We start from the raw sequence: 14,880 nt of genomic DNA, 5'->3' as shown, positions 1-14,880 counted from the left end.
CAATGTGAGCCTTGCCCAACGCTCCAGCCGCAGGTCCTGACACGAAAGCCCAGCGACGCACGCCAGGCTTCCTCATGATCATCTCGCGTGAACGCCACTCACGAGCGGCGTTCACGCGGGTCTTGCCTTACGCCTGGGCCTTGAAGGCGGCCAGCACGGCATCGCCCATCTCAGAGGTGGAGACCTTGCGAGTGCCGGCGTAGGCGATATCGGCGGTACGCAGACCTTCATCCAGCACCACACCGACGGCCTTCTCGATACGCTCGGCCCACGCCGCTTCATTCAGCGAGTAGCGCAGCATCATCGCCACTGACAGGATGGTCGCCAGCGGGTTGGCGATGCCCTGACCCGCGATGTCCGGCGCGCTGCCGTGGCACGGCTCATACATGCCCTGGCCGCTGGCATTCAGCGAGGCGGACGGCAGCATGCCGATGGAACCGGTCAACATCGCGGCTTCATCCGAGAGGATGTCGCCAAACATGTTGCCGGTGACCACCACGTCGAACTGCTTCGGTGCGCGCACCAGCTGCATGGCGGCGTTGTCGACGTACATGTGCGACAGCTCGACATCCGGGTAGTCGGCGGAGATGCGCTCCATCACGTCACGCCACAGCATGGTGACTTCCAGCACGTTGGCCTTGTCGACACTGCACAGCTTCTTGTTGCGCTTCTGGGCCATCTCGAAGGCGGTGCGGCCGATACGCTCGATCTCGGATTCTGAGTAGACGTAGGTGTTGTAGCCGACCTGCTGTCCGTCGCGCGTCTCGATGCCACGCGGCTGGCCGAAGTAGATGCCACCGGTCAGCTCACGCACGATCATGATGTCCAGACCGGACACCACTTCCGGCTTGAGGCTGGAGGCCTCGGCCAGCTGCGGGTAGAGAATTGCCGGGCGCAGGTTGGCGAAGAGTTCAAGCTCCTTGCGCAGCCCCAGCAGGCCACGCTCGGGCCGCAGCGAGATGTCCTCGAGCTTGTCCCACTGCGGGCCACCGACCGCGCCGAGCAGGATGGCGTCTGCCGCCTTGGCGGCGTCCAGCGTGTCCTTCGGCAGCGGATGGCCCGCCGCGTCATACCCTGCACCACCGACCTTGCCTTCGCTCAGCGTGATGTCCAGCCCTTCGCTGCGTGCGGCTTCAAGGATCTTCACGGCTTCGGCCGTGATTTCCGGGCCAATGCCATCACCGGGCAGAATCAGGATATTGCGGCTCATCTGGAACTCCTTGGGCCGGAGAGCATCCGGCAAGACCGACGGTTCACCGCCGGTGCTGAGACTGGGCTCGCTGCCACTCTGGACGGCGAGCCATGACGAATGTGTTGCGACTGCGGCGCTGACTGGCGTGACGCTGGACAGATCAGGCCGTCTTGCCATCGCGGAACAGCCAAGGACGCTCGGCGCGATGACGCGTCTCGAAGCTGTCGATGGCGTCCTGATCCTTGAGGGTCAGACCGATGTCATCCAGGCCTTCCATGAGGCAATGCTTGCGGAAGCTGTCCACCTCGAAGGGGATCGACTCACCGGACGGCGTGATGACGGCCTGCGCCTCGAGATCGATATCCAGACGATACCCTTCCACCGCTTCGGCTTCCTTGAACAGGCGATCCACCGTGCCCTCGTCGAGGGTGATCAACAACAGGCCGTTCTTGAACGAGTTGTTGTAGAAGATATCGGCGAAGCTCGGCGCGATGACGACACGGAAGCCGAAATCGGTCAGTGCCCAGGGCGCGTGCTCCCGCGAGGAGCCGCAACCGAAGTTGCGACGTGCCAGCAGCACGCTTGCGCCTGAGTAACGCGGCTGATTGAGCACGAAATCCGGATTCAGCGGACGCTTGCTGATGTCCTGTCCGATATAGCCCTCATCGAGATAACGCAGCTCATCGAAGAGGTTCGGGCCGAAGCCGGTACGCTTGATCGACTTCAGAAACTGCTTCGGGATGATCAGGTCAGTATCGACGTTGGCGCGATCGAGCGGTGCCACGAGGCCCTGCTGGCGAATGAACTTTTCCATGTCGGGCCTCCTCAGGCTGCGTGGGTATCGGAAGTAGGAATGGGGGCAAAGTCACGAACATCAACGAAGTGACCCGCAATCGCGGCAGCGGCGGCCATGGCCGGGCTGACGAGGTGCGTACGCCCACCGAAGCCCTGACGGCCTTCGAAGTTGCGGTTGGAGGTGGAAGCACAATGCTCGCCGGCGCCCAACTTGTCGGCGTTCATCGCCAGACACATGGAGCAGCCCGGCTCGCGCCATTCAAAGCCCGCGGCGAGGAAGATCTCGTGCAGTCCTTCGGCTTCCGCCTGTGCCTTCACCAGGCCAGAGCCCGGCACGACCATCGCCTGCTTGAGGCTCTTGGCGACCGTACGGCCTTCGGCCACGCGCGCCGCTTCACGCAAGTCCTCGATACGCGAGTTGGTGCAGGAGCCGATGAACACGCGGTCCAGCTTGATGTCGGTGATCTTCTGCTGAGCGCTGAGGCCCATGTACTCGAGCGCACGGGTGATGCCACGCGCTTCGGTGTCATCGTTGGCGGCTGCCGGGTCCGGCACCACGCCATTGACGCTGGTGACCTGCTCCGGGCTGGTGCCCCAGGTGACCTGCGGGGCGATGTCCTCGGCCTTGAGCACGACGACCTTGTCGAATTCGGCGTCTGCATCGGAGACCAGATTGCGCCAGTCGGCCACGGCCGCTTCCCACTGCTGGGCGTTCGGCGCATAGGGACGGTCGCGCAGGTAATCGATGGTGATGTCATCGACCCCGACCAGACCGACCCGTGCACCGGCTTCGATGGCCATGTTGCAGATGGTCATGCGGCCTTCCATGGAGATGTCCTGGATGGCGGAGCCGCCGAATTCGATGGCATAGCCGGTACCGCCGGCGGTGCCGATCTCACCGATGATGGCGAGCACGACATCCTTGGCGGTGACGCCAGTGCCGAGACGACCATCGACGCGCACCAGCATGTTCTTCATCTTGCGCTGGATCAGACACTGGGTGGCGAGCACGTGCTCGACCTCGGAGGTGCCGATACCGTGAGCGAGTGCCGCGAAGGCACCGTGGGTCGCGGTGTGGGAATCGCCACACACCACGGTCATGCCCGGCAGGGTTGCGCCCTGCTCCGGCCCGACCACGTGCACGATGCCCTGACGCGCATCATTGATGGTGAACTGCTCGATGTTGAAGCTGTTGCAGTTGTCGTCGAGGGTCTGCACCTGGATGCGAGAGGTTTCATCCTCGATCCCCGCGATACCGGCAGCGCGCTCCTTGAGAGAGGTCGGCACGTTGTGGTCCGGCGTTGCCAGGTTGGCATCCAGACGCCACGGCTTGCGACCGGCCAGACGCAGCCCTTCGAAGGCCTGCGGCGACGTCACTTCGTGCAGCAGGTGACGGTCGATGTAGATGAGTGCAGTACCGTCTTCACGTTGCTTGACCAGATGCTGGTCCCACAACTTGTCATAAAGGGTCTGGCTGGCCATGTCGTGTCTCCTCGTGGCGCCCTACGGTAAGAGCGCTTGCTGCCTCGGGGCTCGTGGCGGCCCCTTGATGAGGTGTGTCGTCCAGTGTTGATGGCGGGGCGGTCGTGCGAGCCATGTCGCAGGTGGCTTGCCACCAGAGGCTCGAGCATCGCCGCCGCGTCCTGTGTCATCAAGAGTACTCGGCGGCGATGAATAAAAGCAATTCATGTTTTTCATGCTTTGGATTCCCAAAAGGAATACCATTGCCTCAGCCGACATTCCCCCTGATCGCACGGAAGATCATTCTTCTGAACGCCCTCATGACAGGATAGCTGCCTCACATGGACACTCCCTCTCTTCAGGCCTTCGTTGCCGTCGCGGAAACCGCCTCCTTCTCGCTGGCGGCCGAGCAGCTGCACCTGACACAACCCGCTGTCTCCAAGCGCATCGCGCAGCTGGAACAGCTCCACGGCGCGCGGCTGTTTGATCGCATCGGGCGGCGCGTCACCCTGACGGAGGCCGGCAACATCCTGCTGCCGCGGGCCCGTGCCATTCTGGTGATGCACGATGACACGCGGCGCGCGCTGCGCAATCTGTCCGGCGAGGTAAAAGGCAGTCTGACAATGGCGACCAGCCACCATGTGGGCCTGCACCGTCTGCCGCCACTGCTCAAGGCCTTTACCATGTCCCACCCCGAAGTACGCATGGACATGCGCTTCCTGGATTCAGAACAGGCCTATCAGGGCGTACTGGATGGGGAGCTGGAACTGGCCGTCGTCACTCTGGCACCGCATCGCGATCCCAATCTGACGGTGGTACCGGTGTGGCTGGACGAGATGCGCTTCGTGTGCGGACGGGATCACCCGCTGGCGGGACACAAGGCGTTGCCACTGGCCGCCCTCTCACAGCACGACGCCGTGCTGCCGGGCCACCTGACCTTCACGCGCGGCATCGTCATCGACACCTTCGCGCGTGACGGCCTCTCGGTGGAAGTCTCGATGTCCACCAACTACCTCGAGACCCTCAAGATGATGGTCGCCATCGGCCTGGGCTGGAGCGTGCTGCCGGAAAGCATGATCGACGACGAGATCGAGATCCTGCCCATCGACCACCGCCCCATCGAGCGCCAGCTCGGCTATCTCTATCACAACAACCGCACCCTCTCGAACGCCGCCAGCGCCATGATCGAGCTGCTGGAAGGGGCAAGGGATGCGGCCTCGAGACACCGCTGACGAATTTCGAAAGCACAACGCCAGCCCTGAGGGCTGGCGTTGCTGTAGAACGTCCTGCTGGTGGTGCCGCTGATCAGCGCTTGCCAGTGTCCTTGTCATTGCCCGATGAGCCATCCGTCTTGCTGGCCGCAGGCTTGGCATCGTCCTTCTTGGCCTCTTCCGCTGCCTTGACGGCGGCGGCCTTGCTGGCGTTGGAGGGACGGCCACGGCGCGGCTTGGGCGCGGCGCTGCCGGTATCACTCTTGGCATCTGCACCCGCCGCACTGCCAGTGTCACTCTTGGCGGTAGATCCAGCAGCCTTGGCAGTGCTTCCAGCACCTGTGCTGCTGGCGGTCTTGGTAGTGCTTCCAGTGCTCGCACTCCCCGTCGAACTGGCGACCGACTTGCTGGCCGCAGCGCGCTTGGTGGTGCTGGCTGTCGTCTTGCTGGAGGCCGCCGGCTTGCTTGCCGCGGTGCTCTTGGGAGCACTGGCCGCCGGCTTGCTTGCCGCGGTGCTCTTGGGAGCACTGGCCGCCGCCTTGCTCTGTGTCGCAGGCTGCTTGGCAGCGGGCGATGTCGCCGTGCTGCTGGAGCCCGAGGCAGTGGAAGCAGCGCCGCCGGTTGAGGTGCCGGCCGCTGACGGCTTGCTGTCAGAGGCTGACTTGCTCGCCGTCGTCTTGGCCGCAGTTGTCTTGTTCGCGGTCGTCTTGTTGGCAGTCGTCTTGCTGGCAGCTGTCTTGCGCGGCGTGGAGGTCTTTCTCGCCGTGGTGGTCTTCGCCGCTGAGCTACCTGTACTGCTGGCAGCCGTGCTCGCAGTGCTCGGTTTTGCCGTGCTCTGTTTTGCAGTGCTGTCGCTGGCCGTGCTGCTGGTGGGCGTTGCGCTCTTGGAAGCAGTGCTCTTGGCAACAGTGCTCTTGGAAGCCGTGCTCTTGGGTGCAGCACGTTTGCGCGCGGCGGGCTTGCTTGCCGGCGCTGCTGACTCAGTAGCCGCTGATGCTGCCTTGGAAGCGGCAGGCCCGGTGCTGGCGCCTTGCGCCCTGGAGGCACCGGACGAGCTGCTGCCCTTCGCGTCGCTGGCATCATTGCTCGCCTTGCCCGCCGCGCTCCCTGTCATTGCCGACACCATCTCTTCCAGTGGCAGCGTGACCTGCTTGAGCGCGTCATTCATGCGCTTCTCGACCGTCTCCTGCACATCACGCACGGTCTTGAGCTGCGCCTGTGCGGCTGAGGTGATCTCTTCCGGCACAGTCTGGCCGAGTACTTCGGGGATGGTCTGGCGCGCATAACGCCCCGGCGCCGCTTCGATCACGTCGAGCTTGCCCTCACCCGGCGTGCGCGCAGAGACTTCCGGTTCCGGCTCGACGAAACCATTGCCGGACATCCATGCCTGCCAGTCATTCCACCAGGAGCCTTCATGCGCCTCGGTGCCTTCAAGCCAGGCATCCGGTGTCGCCGGCAGCTCGTCATTGGTGACGTAGCCGTACTTGTTCTTGTGCGGCGGATTGACGATACCCGCGATATGGCCTGAGCCACCCAGCACGAAGCGCTTGATGGAAGCCTTGGGCAGCTGGGTGCCGTTGTAGGTGGTCTGCCACTTGGCGATGTGATCCTCGCGGGCGGAGACCCAATAGCTGGGAATCTCGATCTGCGAGAGGTCGATCGGCACACCGTCCAGCTCGATACCGCCGGGCTGCACAAGGCGGTTCTCCAGATACATGTGACGCAGATACCAGGCATGGGTACCGGCCGGCAGGTTGGTGCCGTCGGTATTCCAGTACAGCAGGTCGAACGCGGTCGGCGCTTCGCCCTTGAGATAGTTGGAGACGTAGAACGACCAGAAGAGGTCATTCTCGCGCAGCAGGTTGAAGGAGAACGCCATCACGCGGCCATCCAGGTAGCCGTCCTGCGCCATCTGCTTCTCAAGGCCCTGCAGTACCGGCTCGTTGAGGAAGACACCGATCTCGCCGGGATCGGAGAAGTCCTGCAACGTCGCCATGTAACTGACCGAGCGCACGCGATCCGCCTGTTTCCTGGCCGTGAGATAGGCCATGGTGCTGGCCGTCAGCGTGCCGCCGATGCAGTAGGACAGGATATTGACCTGCTTCTCGCCGGTGGCCTGCTCGATGGCATCCATCGCGGCAAGCGGCCCCATCTGCATGTAATCGGCCCAGGTGAGATCGCTCTGCTCCGGCCCGGGATTGCGCCAGGAGATCAGGAACACGGTGTGCCCCTGCTCCACCAGCCAGCGCATCATCGAATTGTCCTGACGCAGATCGAGAATGTAGTACTTGTTGATCCACGGCGGCACGACCAGCAACGGCGTACTGAAGGCCTTTTCCGTCGCCGGGCGATACTGGATCAGCTGGATCAGCTCATTCTCGAACACCACATCCCCCGGCGTGACGGCGATGTTGTCGCCGAGACGGAAGGCTTCGGTGTCGGTCATCGCGACATTGATGCCTTCGGCGGAGTTGGCAAGGTCTTCCCGCAGACGCTTCAAGCCGTCGAGCAGATTCTGGCCGCCGGTTTCGCGGGTCACCCGCTGCACTTCCGGGTTGGTGGAGGCGAAGTTGGAGGGCGAGAAGGCACTGACGTACTGGCGCGCGTAGAACTCGAGATTGCGCTTCTGGCTCTCTGGCAATCCCTTGATGCCCGCCAGCATCTCATCCACGGCGCGCGAGAACAGCAGATATTGCTGCACGAGGAAGTGATAATACGGTTCGCTCTGCCAGGCCTCATCGCGGAAGCGACGATCAGAGCGTGCGGGGCTGATCACGGGCTCGACACTCTCACCGCTCATCTCGCGCAGCGTGCCTTGCATCAGGGCCATCTGGTCCTGGAAGAGGCGGGTCTGCGTGGAAATCAGCAATTGGGGGTCACGTGCCAGCGCCTCCGCGCCTGCCTGGAAGCAACGTCCCATCTCGTCGTAGATGGTGGAGGCAGCAGCACTTGGCCACAGGCGCTCCAGCATGTCACTCATCAGAGCCTGATACTGGGTGCTGGCTTCCTGTACCACGCCGGCCCATTCGCCGCCGTCGACGCCATCGGGAAACAGATGGGAAAAGGCCTGAGAGAATGCCTGAGAAAGTGCCTGCTGCTGGGCTGAAACCATATCGCCCGTCCTCCTTGTCATTGGCTATCGAAGCATGGCTGTCGAACGAACGCCGACATGCACGATTTCATCGAACCGAATCCTTCCGTACCTCTGCAGTGCAATGCCCTCGAAAGGCGTTCGCGGCGCCGTCACTGGCACCTTGCACCGACTCTCTTCACTCTGGCGTCACTCTGGCAAGCCAGAGCCTTGCAGTCCGCTTTCCGTCGCATTCATGCCAGAGGCGCGAATACGACGGAAAGCCGGCTGAGACCTCTCATCTGTCGTCTTGCCGCCTCGGGGGGGGCGACTCTCAGCATGCACCCGGGCCGTGATGGGGGCAATGCCTGACCTCGCCAAAAAAAGGGCTGGCGCGTGCGCCAGCCCTCTCGATGATTCTTCAGCTCTGTTTGGCGCGGCTGGTGGCACTTGCCGGCTTGCTGGTGCTGTCTTTCGCGGCATCCGCCGTGGCGGAAGACGCCTTGCTGGCAGCGGAAGATGCCTTGTCCGTGGCTTCCTTGCCCGCATCGGAATAGGCCTGTTCCATCTGGCTGCGCATCTCGTTGCCCATTTCCGCCAGTTTCAGGGAATCGTCCATCATCTGCTGGGACAGCTCGGTGGCCACTTCCAGCTGACGATTGCCGAATTCGCTGAGCTGCTCGACACTCTTCACTTCCGTCGCGGCGCGGGCACGCTCGAAACCGGTATCGGCATAGCGCTTGGCGGCATCCATCTGGAACTCGGCCACCTTGCTCATGTGGTCGAGCACCAGGCTGTTGAGCTTGCGCATCGGCTGATAGAAGCTGCGGGCCTGCTCGGCAAAGGCGTTGAACATCTGATCCTGTTGCATGACGGTTCCTCCCATGGATTCCGTACCGGAAGAGCGCGCAGAAGACTCTGCGCCATCTTTTGAGCGCAGCATTATGCTGCACTGCACAAAGACTAGTCTGCTCCCGAAGCGGTTGCAATCCCATGACGATAATCCTGCACCGCAATGCCTTCAGCTTCCCTCGTCATCCATCAGTCACGCTGACTGCGTGAGCGCGCGCTGGCGGCCTTGGGTCTGTCCTCAGCGGCCGCCTTCTGCGCAGCTCCCGCATGCGGGTCATTCCCTGCGGGCTCACTGTCGCCACCACTGGCGTTGCCTGTGCCCTGCTGACCGAACTGCTGCAAGGTATCCAGCATCATCTTCTGGTACTGCTGGAAAGCCGCCATGCCCTTGGCCATGCTGTCGCCCATCTCGTTGGATGAGGCCCCCGGGGAATCGGCCGCTGACGCGCCGCCCATCCCCGCCATGCCTTCCGCCATCCCCGGCGGCATGAACCGGGCAAACGGCGTGCCCGCCCCCGGTGTCATCAGCGGCTTGAGCAGGCTCATCGGATCATAGCCCTCGACGCCCGCTTCCATCTGACGACGAAAGCGCTCCATCAATTCCTGTTGAAAGGCTTCCACATCCGGCAGGCCCATCGCCTGGCGAAACTCCTGAGGCGTCAGGTCGAATTCGACATTGATCTTCATGGCAGTGTCCTTGTGTTGTCTGCCCGCGCACGGCGTGGTGCGCGAGTCCGCTGGCATGCTTGCCATTCGAGTCTAGCAGCGAGAATGACACGGGGGCAGCCTGCTACTTACGCCTTTTCTTATTTACTTTGTGCAAGCCAACCCATCACGCAAGACGCCCCAGCCACGAAGGATGCAGGGCATCACTCCACGGCTGGGGCGTCTCTTTCTCACTAAAAGTTCAGCAGCTTGGCAGCGTTACAAGTTCAACAGCTGGGCAGCGCCAGCAGTTCAGCCGCGCCGCAAGCGGCTTACACCTCGCGCAGCACCGGTGTGTCGACCTTGACGTCGGCATTCTGGCCACGATGGCGCAGCAGGTGGTCCATCAGCGTCAGCGCGACCATCGCCTCGGCAATCGGCGTGGCACGGATGCCGACACACGGATCATGACGGCCGGTGGTGATCACCTCGACCGCCTCGCCGTTGACGTCGATGCTGCGACCCGGCAGGCGCAGGCTGGAGGTCGGCTTGAGCGCGATGCTGGCACGCAGGGTCTGGCCGCTGGTGATGCCGCCCAGGATGCCGCCGGCATGATTGGAGAGGAAACCTTCCGGCGTCATCTCGTCACGGTGCTCGGTGCCCTTCTGGCTGACCACGGCGAACCCGTCCCCGATCTCGACGCCCTTGACGGCGTTGATGCTCATCAGGCCATGGGCCAGCTCGGCATCGATGCGATCGAAGATCGGCTCACCGAGACCCACCGGCACGCCAGTCGCCTCGACGGTGACCTTGGCGCCCACGGAATCGCCTTCCTTGCGCAGGGCGTCCATGTACTGCTCCAGCTCCTCGAGGCGGTCCGCATCGCCACAGAAGAACGGATTGGTGTCGACCAGCGACCAGTCCTTGACCTCAAGCTCGATGGGACCGAGCTGGGACAGATAGCCACGCACCTGCACGCCCAGGCTCGCCAGATACTTCTTGGCGATGGCACCGGCGGCGACGCGCATGGCAGTCTCGCGCGCGGAGCTGCGGCCACCGCCACGGTAGTCACGCTCACCATACTTGTGGTGATAGGTGTAGTCGGCGTGGGCCGGACGGAACTGGTCCTTGATCTTGCCGTAGTCCTTGGAGCGCTGATCGGTGTTCTCGATCATCAGGCCGATGGCCGTGCCGGTGGTGCGGCCCTCGAACACGCCCGAGAGAATGCGCACCTGGTCCGGCTCGCGCCGCTGGGTGGTGTGACGCGAGGTACCGGGACGGCGGCGGTCCAGATCGATCTGCAGATCCGCTTCGCTGATCTCGATGCCCGGCGGGCAACCATCGATGATGGCGCCCAGCGCCGGGCCATGGCTTTCGCCGAAGGTGGTGACAGTGAACAGCTTGCCGAAGGTATTTCCGGACATTCAGGGGGTCCTCAGGCGATGCCGCCGGTCATGGCCGACGGCGTTCTGATAATAGTTGTCGTGAGCTTTTTCAGGTCTGGCGCTGAAGCGAAGGCACCAGACGAGCCTGTCTTCAGGCGAATTCGGGGGCGCAGACGTCCAGTGTCTGGGCATCGATGGCGAAGACGCCGTTGCCGCCACGCTCGAACTCCAGCCACATGAAGGGCACGTCCGGGAACGCGTCCATCAGGTGGCGCTCGGAGTTGCCGACCTCGACGATCAGCACGCCGTCGTCGGTCAGGTAGTCACGCGCCTCGCGCAGGATACGGCGCACGATATCCAGGCCGTCATCACCGGCGCCCAGCGCCAGCGCCGGCTCATGGCCGAATTCCTGCGGCATGTGGGAGAGATCGAAACTGTCCACGTAGGGCGGATTGGAGACGATCAGGTCATAGCGCTTGCCGGCCACGCCCGCGAACAGGTCCGACTGCACGGCGATGACCCGCCCTGCCACGTCGTGACGTTCGATGTTGCGACGCGCGACTTCCAGCGCCTCGCTGCTGATATCGACCAGGTCGACCTCGGCGGTCGGCATCACCAGCGCCGTGGCGATCCCGATGCAGCCGGAACCGGTGCACATGTCCAGCACCCGGGTCGGCGGCAGTTCCGGGAACCAGGCCGAGAAGCCGCTCTCGATCAGTTCGGCGATCGGCGAGCGCGGAATCAGCACGCGCTCATCGACATCGAAGGGAACGCCGGTGAAGAAGGCTTCACCGAGCAGATACGGCAGCGGCTTGCGGGTGGTGATGCGTTCACGCACCAGCGCCACGATGCGCGCACGCTCCATGGTCAGCAGACGGGCGTCGATCACGGCGGGGTCCGTGTCCCACGGCAGATGCAGCGCACCCAGCACCAGCGCCACCGCCTCGTCCCAGGCAGAGTCGGTGCCGTGGGCGAAGTGCAGACGGTGCGCGTGGAACTCGCTGGTCGCCCAGCGAATCAGGTCGCGCAGAGTCACCAGCTCCTCGACGAGACGGGAATCCGGCTCACTGAGGCTGGAAGGATGGCGCAGGTCGGACGCGGAAGTAGTGGACACGGTGATTCCTGTAAGCGGACAGATGGACAACGAGCGCCGCCAGTCATGATGCGTCGGTGGCGTCTCGCGCAGGCATTGTAGCGTTCACGAGGCGTGGCGGCGACCCTTGCACGCGCCATGGTCACCGCGCGTGACGTGCGCGACATCATGGGACGCCACTGACCTTGCACGGCACGGCGCGGTGCTTCACAGCACCGACAGCCACGCTATACTGCGCCCCTTGCCATTCACCGCTTGCGGAGCCCTCAGCCATGCCCCCCCGACACGACGACAGCTCGGATGACGGCGACGATTTCAACGCCTTCCGCGCCGCCCTCAAACAGGCCGGCGTGCGCAAGATCACCAGCAACCGGGCAGACCCCGGCCGCAAGCCGCTCAGCCGTGACGAGCAGGCCCGACTGGCCGCGCGTCGCGCTGCCGCCAGCGAAGCCTCGACCGACTCTCTCGGCACGCCATCGCGCACCACGGACGGCCAGGTCGAACCGGTCACGCCCAGCCAGCTGCTCGACTTCGCGGTACCGGACCTCCCCTACCGCCAGCGCCAGCGCCTCAAGCGCGGCGAGATCGCCTGGGAAGCCGGTCTCGATCTGCACGGCTACACACTGGAGCAGGCGCGCAGCGAGCTGGAATCCTTCATCGATGACGCCATCGCGCGGCGCTCACGCTGTGTGCTGGTCGTGCATGGCAAGGCGTGGACCGGCATGGCGGATCACCCGATCATCAAGAGCCACGTCAACGCCTGGCTGCGCCAGTGGCCGGACGTGCTGGCCTTCACCTCGGCGCTGGAGCTGGACGGCGGCAGCGGCGCAGTTTATGTATTGTTGCGCAGCAAGGGCCGTGATCCGCTGATGGACTGAGCGCCCCCTCGGTCGTCACGCCGCCGACAAATTGACGATCTGAACATCTGAAGCAGGCCTCACGCCGAGCCTGCCACCATAACGACAAGGGAACACCCCGATGACACCCAACGCTGAACACACCACACGCCAGCCCTCACGCCGCGCACGCTCCACCGCCATCTTCAGCGGCGTGACCGCAGCCACCCTGTCACTGACGCTTGCCATGCCCGCTGCCGCCAGCGATTCCCTGGCCGACAGCACGCTTTCCCGCGTGAAGGACACTCAGGTGCTGAAGGTCTGCACCACCGGTGACTATGCCCCCTTCAGCCATCGTGAAGACGACGGCGAGTTCGAGGGCATCGACCTCGACATGGCCGCCTCGCTGGCCGCAAGCCTGGGCGCAAGCGTCGAGACGGTTCCGACCAGCTGGCCGACGCTGATGGAAGACTTCACCTCCGGCAAGTGCGACATCGCCATGTCCGGTATCTCGATCAAGCTGGATCGTCAGGCACAGGCCTACTTCAGCCTGCCCTACCAGACCGGCGGCAAGACGCCCATCGTGCGCTGTGAAGATGTCGACAAGTACCAGACCGTCGCCCAGATCAATCAGCCGAGCGTGCGCATCACCGTCAATCCGGGCGGCACCAACGAGCGCTTCGCCAATGAATTCCTGAGCGATGCCACGCGCGTCGCGCATAACGACAACCGCACCATCTTCAACAACATCATCGAAGACCGCGCCGACGTGATGGTGACGGATGCCATCGAGACCCAGCTGCAGGCCAGCCGTCACCCGGCGCTGTGCAGCGTGCATCCTGATGCGCCATTCACCTTCTCCCAGAAGGGCTATCTGCTGCCGCTGGGTGACAACCTCTGGAAAGCCTATGTGGATCAGTGGCTGACCCAGATGCAGGGCACCGGCGAGCAGGCCGCCATCTTCGAGAAATGGATCAAGGGCTGAACCAGCGCCTCAGCGTCAGCCTGAGCCACATGCCATAAGCCCCCGCCAATCTCGTTTGGCGGGGGCTTGCGTCATTGCCGCGTGCTCATCGACCTCCTAGCCATCCAGCCCCTTCTCGTAACGATCCAGCGCCTCGGCGGCCAGGTGACGGCCCAGCTTGATCAGGCCTTCGGCCCGATGGAATTCGTAGGCGCCACACACCGTCTTGGGGATCTCGACCAGAATGTCCGGCGGATACCCGGCGATCTTGTACTTGGCCAGTGTCGCCTGGGTGATATCGAAGGAGCGCATCATCATGTCGAGCTTGCCCCAGGCCTGCTCCGGCGAATTGTCGTCGTCGACTCCCTCCTCGATCTCCGCGAGGCGCCGCGACTCCCGATTCTCGCTCTGACGCCCCTGCGCCTCGCGCGGATCAGCGTCGTCCCGGCCCTCCTTCACGGCCTGATTCAGCACATCGTTCAGGGTCGCGCCCGTGCTGGTGACGGGCTCCGTCTCCGGCGCCTCCGACAAGGCCGTGAAGGGCGGGGCGAGACTGCCTCCCGGCGGCAGCGGCACGCCGCCCAGGGGGCTCACCGCCGAGGTGGAGGATGGCGGTGGCTCGGCGAGCTCAGGAGGCTGCGTCGCCTCACGCTCGGCCGAGAACATGCGCTCGGCACTGCGGCGCACGCCACGCAGCCAGTCACCGAATCCGCCCTCCTGCGCCTGCAGCGCGGCCTCGCGTGCTTCCTCTTCGGCCGCCTCCGCCGGGGGCAGCATCTGCTCCAACGTCTGGTTGCGCGGCGAGTGCGCGGTGGCATTCACCGCCAGCACCAGATCCACATGCGCGGCCACCAGCGGCGTGATGGGCAACGGATTCATCAAGCCACCATCCACCAGCATCTTGCGATCGCGCTGCACCGGCGTGATCACCCCCGGCACGGCGATGGAGGCCCGGATCGCCTCGAGCAGATTGCCGCTCTGGAACCAGACCTCCTTCTGGGCGATCAGGTCCGTGGCGACGGTGGTGAGCGGTATCGGCAGGTCCTCGATGCGCGTATCCCCGATCAGGGCCTCCAGCTCTTCCATGATGCGACGGGCGCGAATGGCGCCCATCGGGCTCCAGGTCACGTCCACCAGTCGCAGCACATCGAAATAATCCAGCTTGCACACCCAGTCCCGATAGGCGTCGAGCTGACCGGCGGCATAGATGCCGCCCACCAGCGCGCCCATGGAGCAGCCGGAGATGGCGCGAATGTCGTAGCCCCGCGCCAGCACTTCCTCGATGACACCGATATGGGCATAACCGCGTGCCCCGCCACTCCCCAGTGCCAGGGCGATGGTCTTGCGCTTGGCCATGGCATGTCTCCCGATGACGA

At 64.0% G+C, this 14,880-nt stretch carries 11 protein-coding genes and 1 pseudogene; 3 read left to right on the top strand and 9 right to left on the bottom strand.

Annotation, left to right across the window (positions count from 1 at the left end):
• Positions 1-127: 127 nt before the first annotated feature.
• The 3 genes from leuB to leuC form a co-directional block, all read right to left on the bottom strand.
• Complete coding sequence (leuB, locus tag HXS65_RS02185) at positions 128-1,210, bottom strand: 3-isopropylmalate dehydrogenase (protein WP_084209076.1); 1,083 nt, start codon at positions 1,208-1,210, stop codon at positions 128-130.
• Between the two features lie 142 nt (positions 1,211-1,352).
• On the bottom strand, positions 1,353-2,006 hold the full coding sequence (gene leuD / locus HXS65_RS02180; protein ID WP_077372384.1) for a 3-isopropylmalate dehydratase small subunit: 654 nt from the start codon (positions 2,004-2,006) through the stop codon (positions 1,353-1,355).
• Positions 2,007-2,017: 11 nt separating this feature from the next.
• Positions 2,018-3,469: a 3-isopropylmalate dehydratase large subunit gene (gene leuC / locus HXS65_RS02175; RefSeq protein WP_141392273.1), complete on the bottom strand. Its 1,452-nt coding sequence runs from the start codon at positions 3,467-3,469 to the stop codon at positions 2,018-2,020.
• Positions 3,470-3,789: 320 nt separating this feature from the next.
• Here leuC and HXS65_RS02170 point away from each other — a divergent pair, with 320 nt between their 5' ends.
• Positions 3,790-4,680 (top strand): LysR family transcriptional regulator, encoded by an 891-nt coding sequence (locus HXS65_RS02170; protein ID WP_077372378.1) that lies wholly within the window; start codon positions 3,790-3,792, stop codon positions 4,678-4,680.
• Between the two features lie 1,228 nt (positions 4,681-5,908).
• Here HXS65_RS02170 and phaC read toward each other — a convergent pair.
• The 5 genes and pseudogenes from phaC to prmB all read right to left on the bottom strand — a co-directional run.
• A pseudogene (gene phaC / locus HXS65_RS17530) lies at positions 5,909-7,639 on the bottom strand (class I poly(R)-hydroxyalkanoic acid synthase); the annotation flags it as partial.
• A 511-nt stretch (positions 7,640-8,150) separates the two neighbouring features.
• Positions 8,151-8,600, bottom strand: a complete 450-nt coding sequence (locus HXS65_RS02160; protein ID WP_167593039.1) for a phasin family protein — start codon at positions 8,598-8,600, stop codon at positions 8,151-8,153.
• Positions 8,601-8,770: 170 nt separating this feature from the next.
• Positions 8,771-9,268, bottom strand: a complete 498-nt coding sequence (locus tag HXS65_RS02155) for a DUF6489 family protein (RefSeq protein WP_054554937.1) — start codon at positions 9,266-9,268, stop codon at positions 8,771-8,773.
• Between the two features lie 290 nt (positions 9,269-9,558).
• Positions 9,559-10,650: a chorismate synthase gene (aroC, locus tag HXS65_RS02150; protein ID WP_176492994.1), complete on the bottom strand. Its 1,092-nt coding sequence runs from the start codon at positions 10,648-10,650 to the stop codon at positions 9,559-9,561.
• A 112-nt stretch (positions 10,651-10,762) separates the two neighbouring features.
• Entirely contained in the window at positions 10,763-11,725 is a 963-nt protein-coding gene (gene prmB, locus HXS65_RS02145; protein WP_054554939.1) for a 50S ribosomal protein L3 N(5)-glutamine methyltransferase, read from the bottom strand.
• A 251-nt stretch (positions 11,726-11,976) separates the two neighbouring features.
• Between prmB and HXS65_RS02140 the strand changes: the two genes are divergently transcribed.
• Both HXS65_RS02140 and HXS65_RS02135 read left to right on the top strand, forming a co-directional pair.
• Complete coding sequence (locus tag HXS65_RS02140; protein ID WP_136938208.1) at positions 11,977-12,582, top strand: Smr/MutS family protein; 606 nt, start codon at positions 11,977-11,979, stop codon at positions 12,580-12,582.
• Positions 12,583-12,682: 100 nt separating this feature from the next.
• Positions 12,683-13,525, top strand: coding sequence for a transporter substrate-binding domain-containing protein (locus tag HXS65_RS02135; RefSeq protein ID WP_176492993.1), 843 nt, complete (start codon positions 12,683-12,685; stop codon positions 13,523-13,525).
• A 96-nt stretch (positions 13,526-13,621) separates the two neighbouring features.
• On the opposite strand, the gene HXS65_RS17525 is transcribed toward HXS65_RS02135, so the two are convergent.
• Positions 13,622-14,860 (bottom strand): patatin-like phospholipase family protein, encoded by a 1,239-nt coding sequence (locus HXS65_RS17525; protein ID WP_240704166.1) that lies wholly within the window; start codon positions 14,858-14,860, stop codon positions 13,622-13,624.
• Positions 14,861-14,880 lie beyond the last annotated feature (20 nt).

Source organism: Cobetia sp. 5-25-4-2, assembly GCF_013374075.1.
In the GTDB taxonomy this organism is placed as follows: Bacteria; Pseudomonadota; Gammaproteobacteria; order Pseudomonadales; family Halomonadaceae; genus Cobetia; species Cobetia marina.
This window is presented reverse-complemented; position numbering and strand designations above follow the sequence as displayed.

Bases quoted from the DNA above. Each gene is read 5' to 3' on its own strand.
- aroC (WP_176492994.1), bottom strand. From the start codon at position 10,650: ATGTCCGGAAATACCTTCGGCAAGCTGTTCACTGTCACCACCTTCGGC.
- leuD (WP_077372384.1), bottom strand. From the start codon at position 2,006: ATGGAAAAGTTCATTCGCCAGCAGGGCCTCGTGGCACCGCTCGATCGC.
- HXS65_RS02155 (WP_054554937.1), bottom strand. From the start codon at position 9,268: ATGAAGATCAATGTCGAATTCGACCTGACGCCTCAGGAGTTTCGCCAG.
- HXS65_RS02135 (WP_176492993.1), top strand. From the start codon at position 12,683: ATGACACCCAACGCTGAACACACCACACGCCAGCCCTCACGCCGCGCA.
- HXS65_RS02160 (WP_167593039.1), bottom strand. From the start codon at position 8,600: ATGCAACAGGATCAGATGTTCAACGCCTTTGCCGAGCAGGCCCGCAGC.
- leuB (WP_084209076.1), bottom strand. From the start codon at position 1,210: ATGAGCCGCAATATCCTGATTCTGCCCGGTGATGGCATTGGCCCGGAA.
- HXS65_RS02140 (WP_136938208.1), top strand. From the start codon at position 11,977: ATGCCCCCCCGACACGACGACAGCTCGGATGACGGCGACGATTTCAAC.
- HXS65_RS02170 (WP_077372378.1), top strand. From the start codon at position 3,790: ATGGACACTCCCTCTCTTCAGGCCTTCGTTGCCGTCGCGGAAACCGCC.
- leuC (WP_141392273.1), bottom strand. From the start codon at position 3,469: ATGGCCAGCCAGACCCTTTATGACAAGTTGTGGGACCAGCATCTGGTC.
- HXS65_RS17525 (WP_240704166.1), bottom strand. From the start codon at position 14,860: ATGGCCAAGCGCAAGACCATCGCCCTGGCACTGGGGAGTGGCGGGGCA.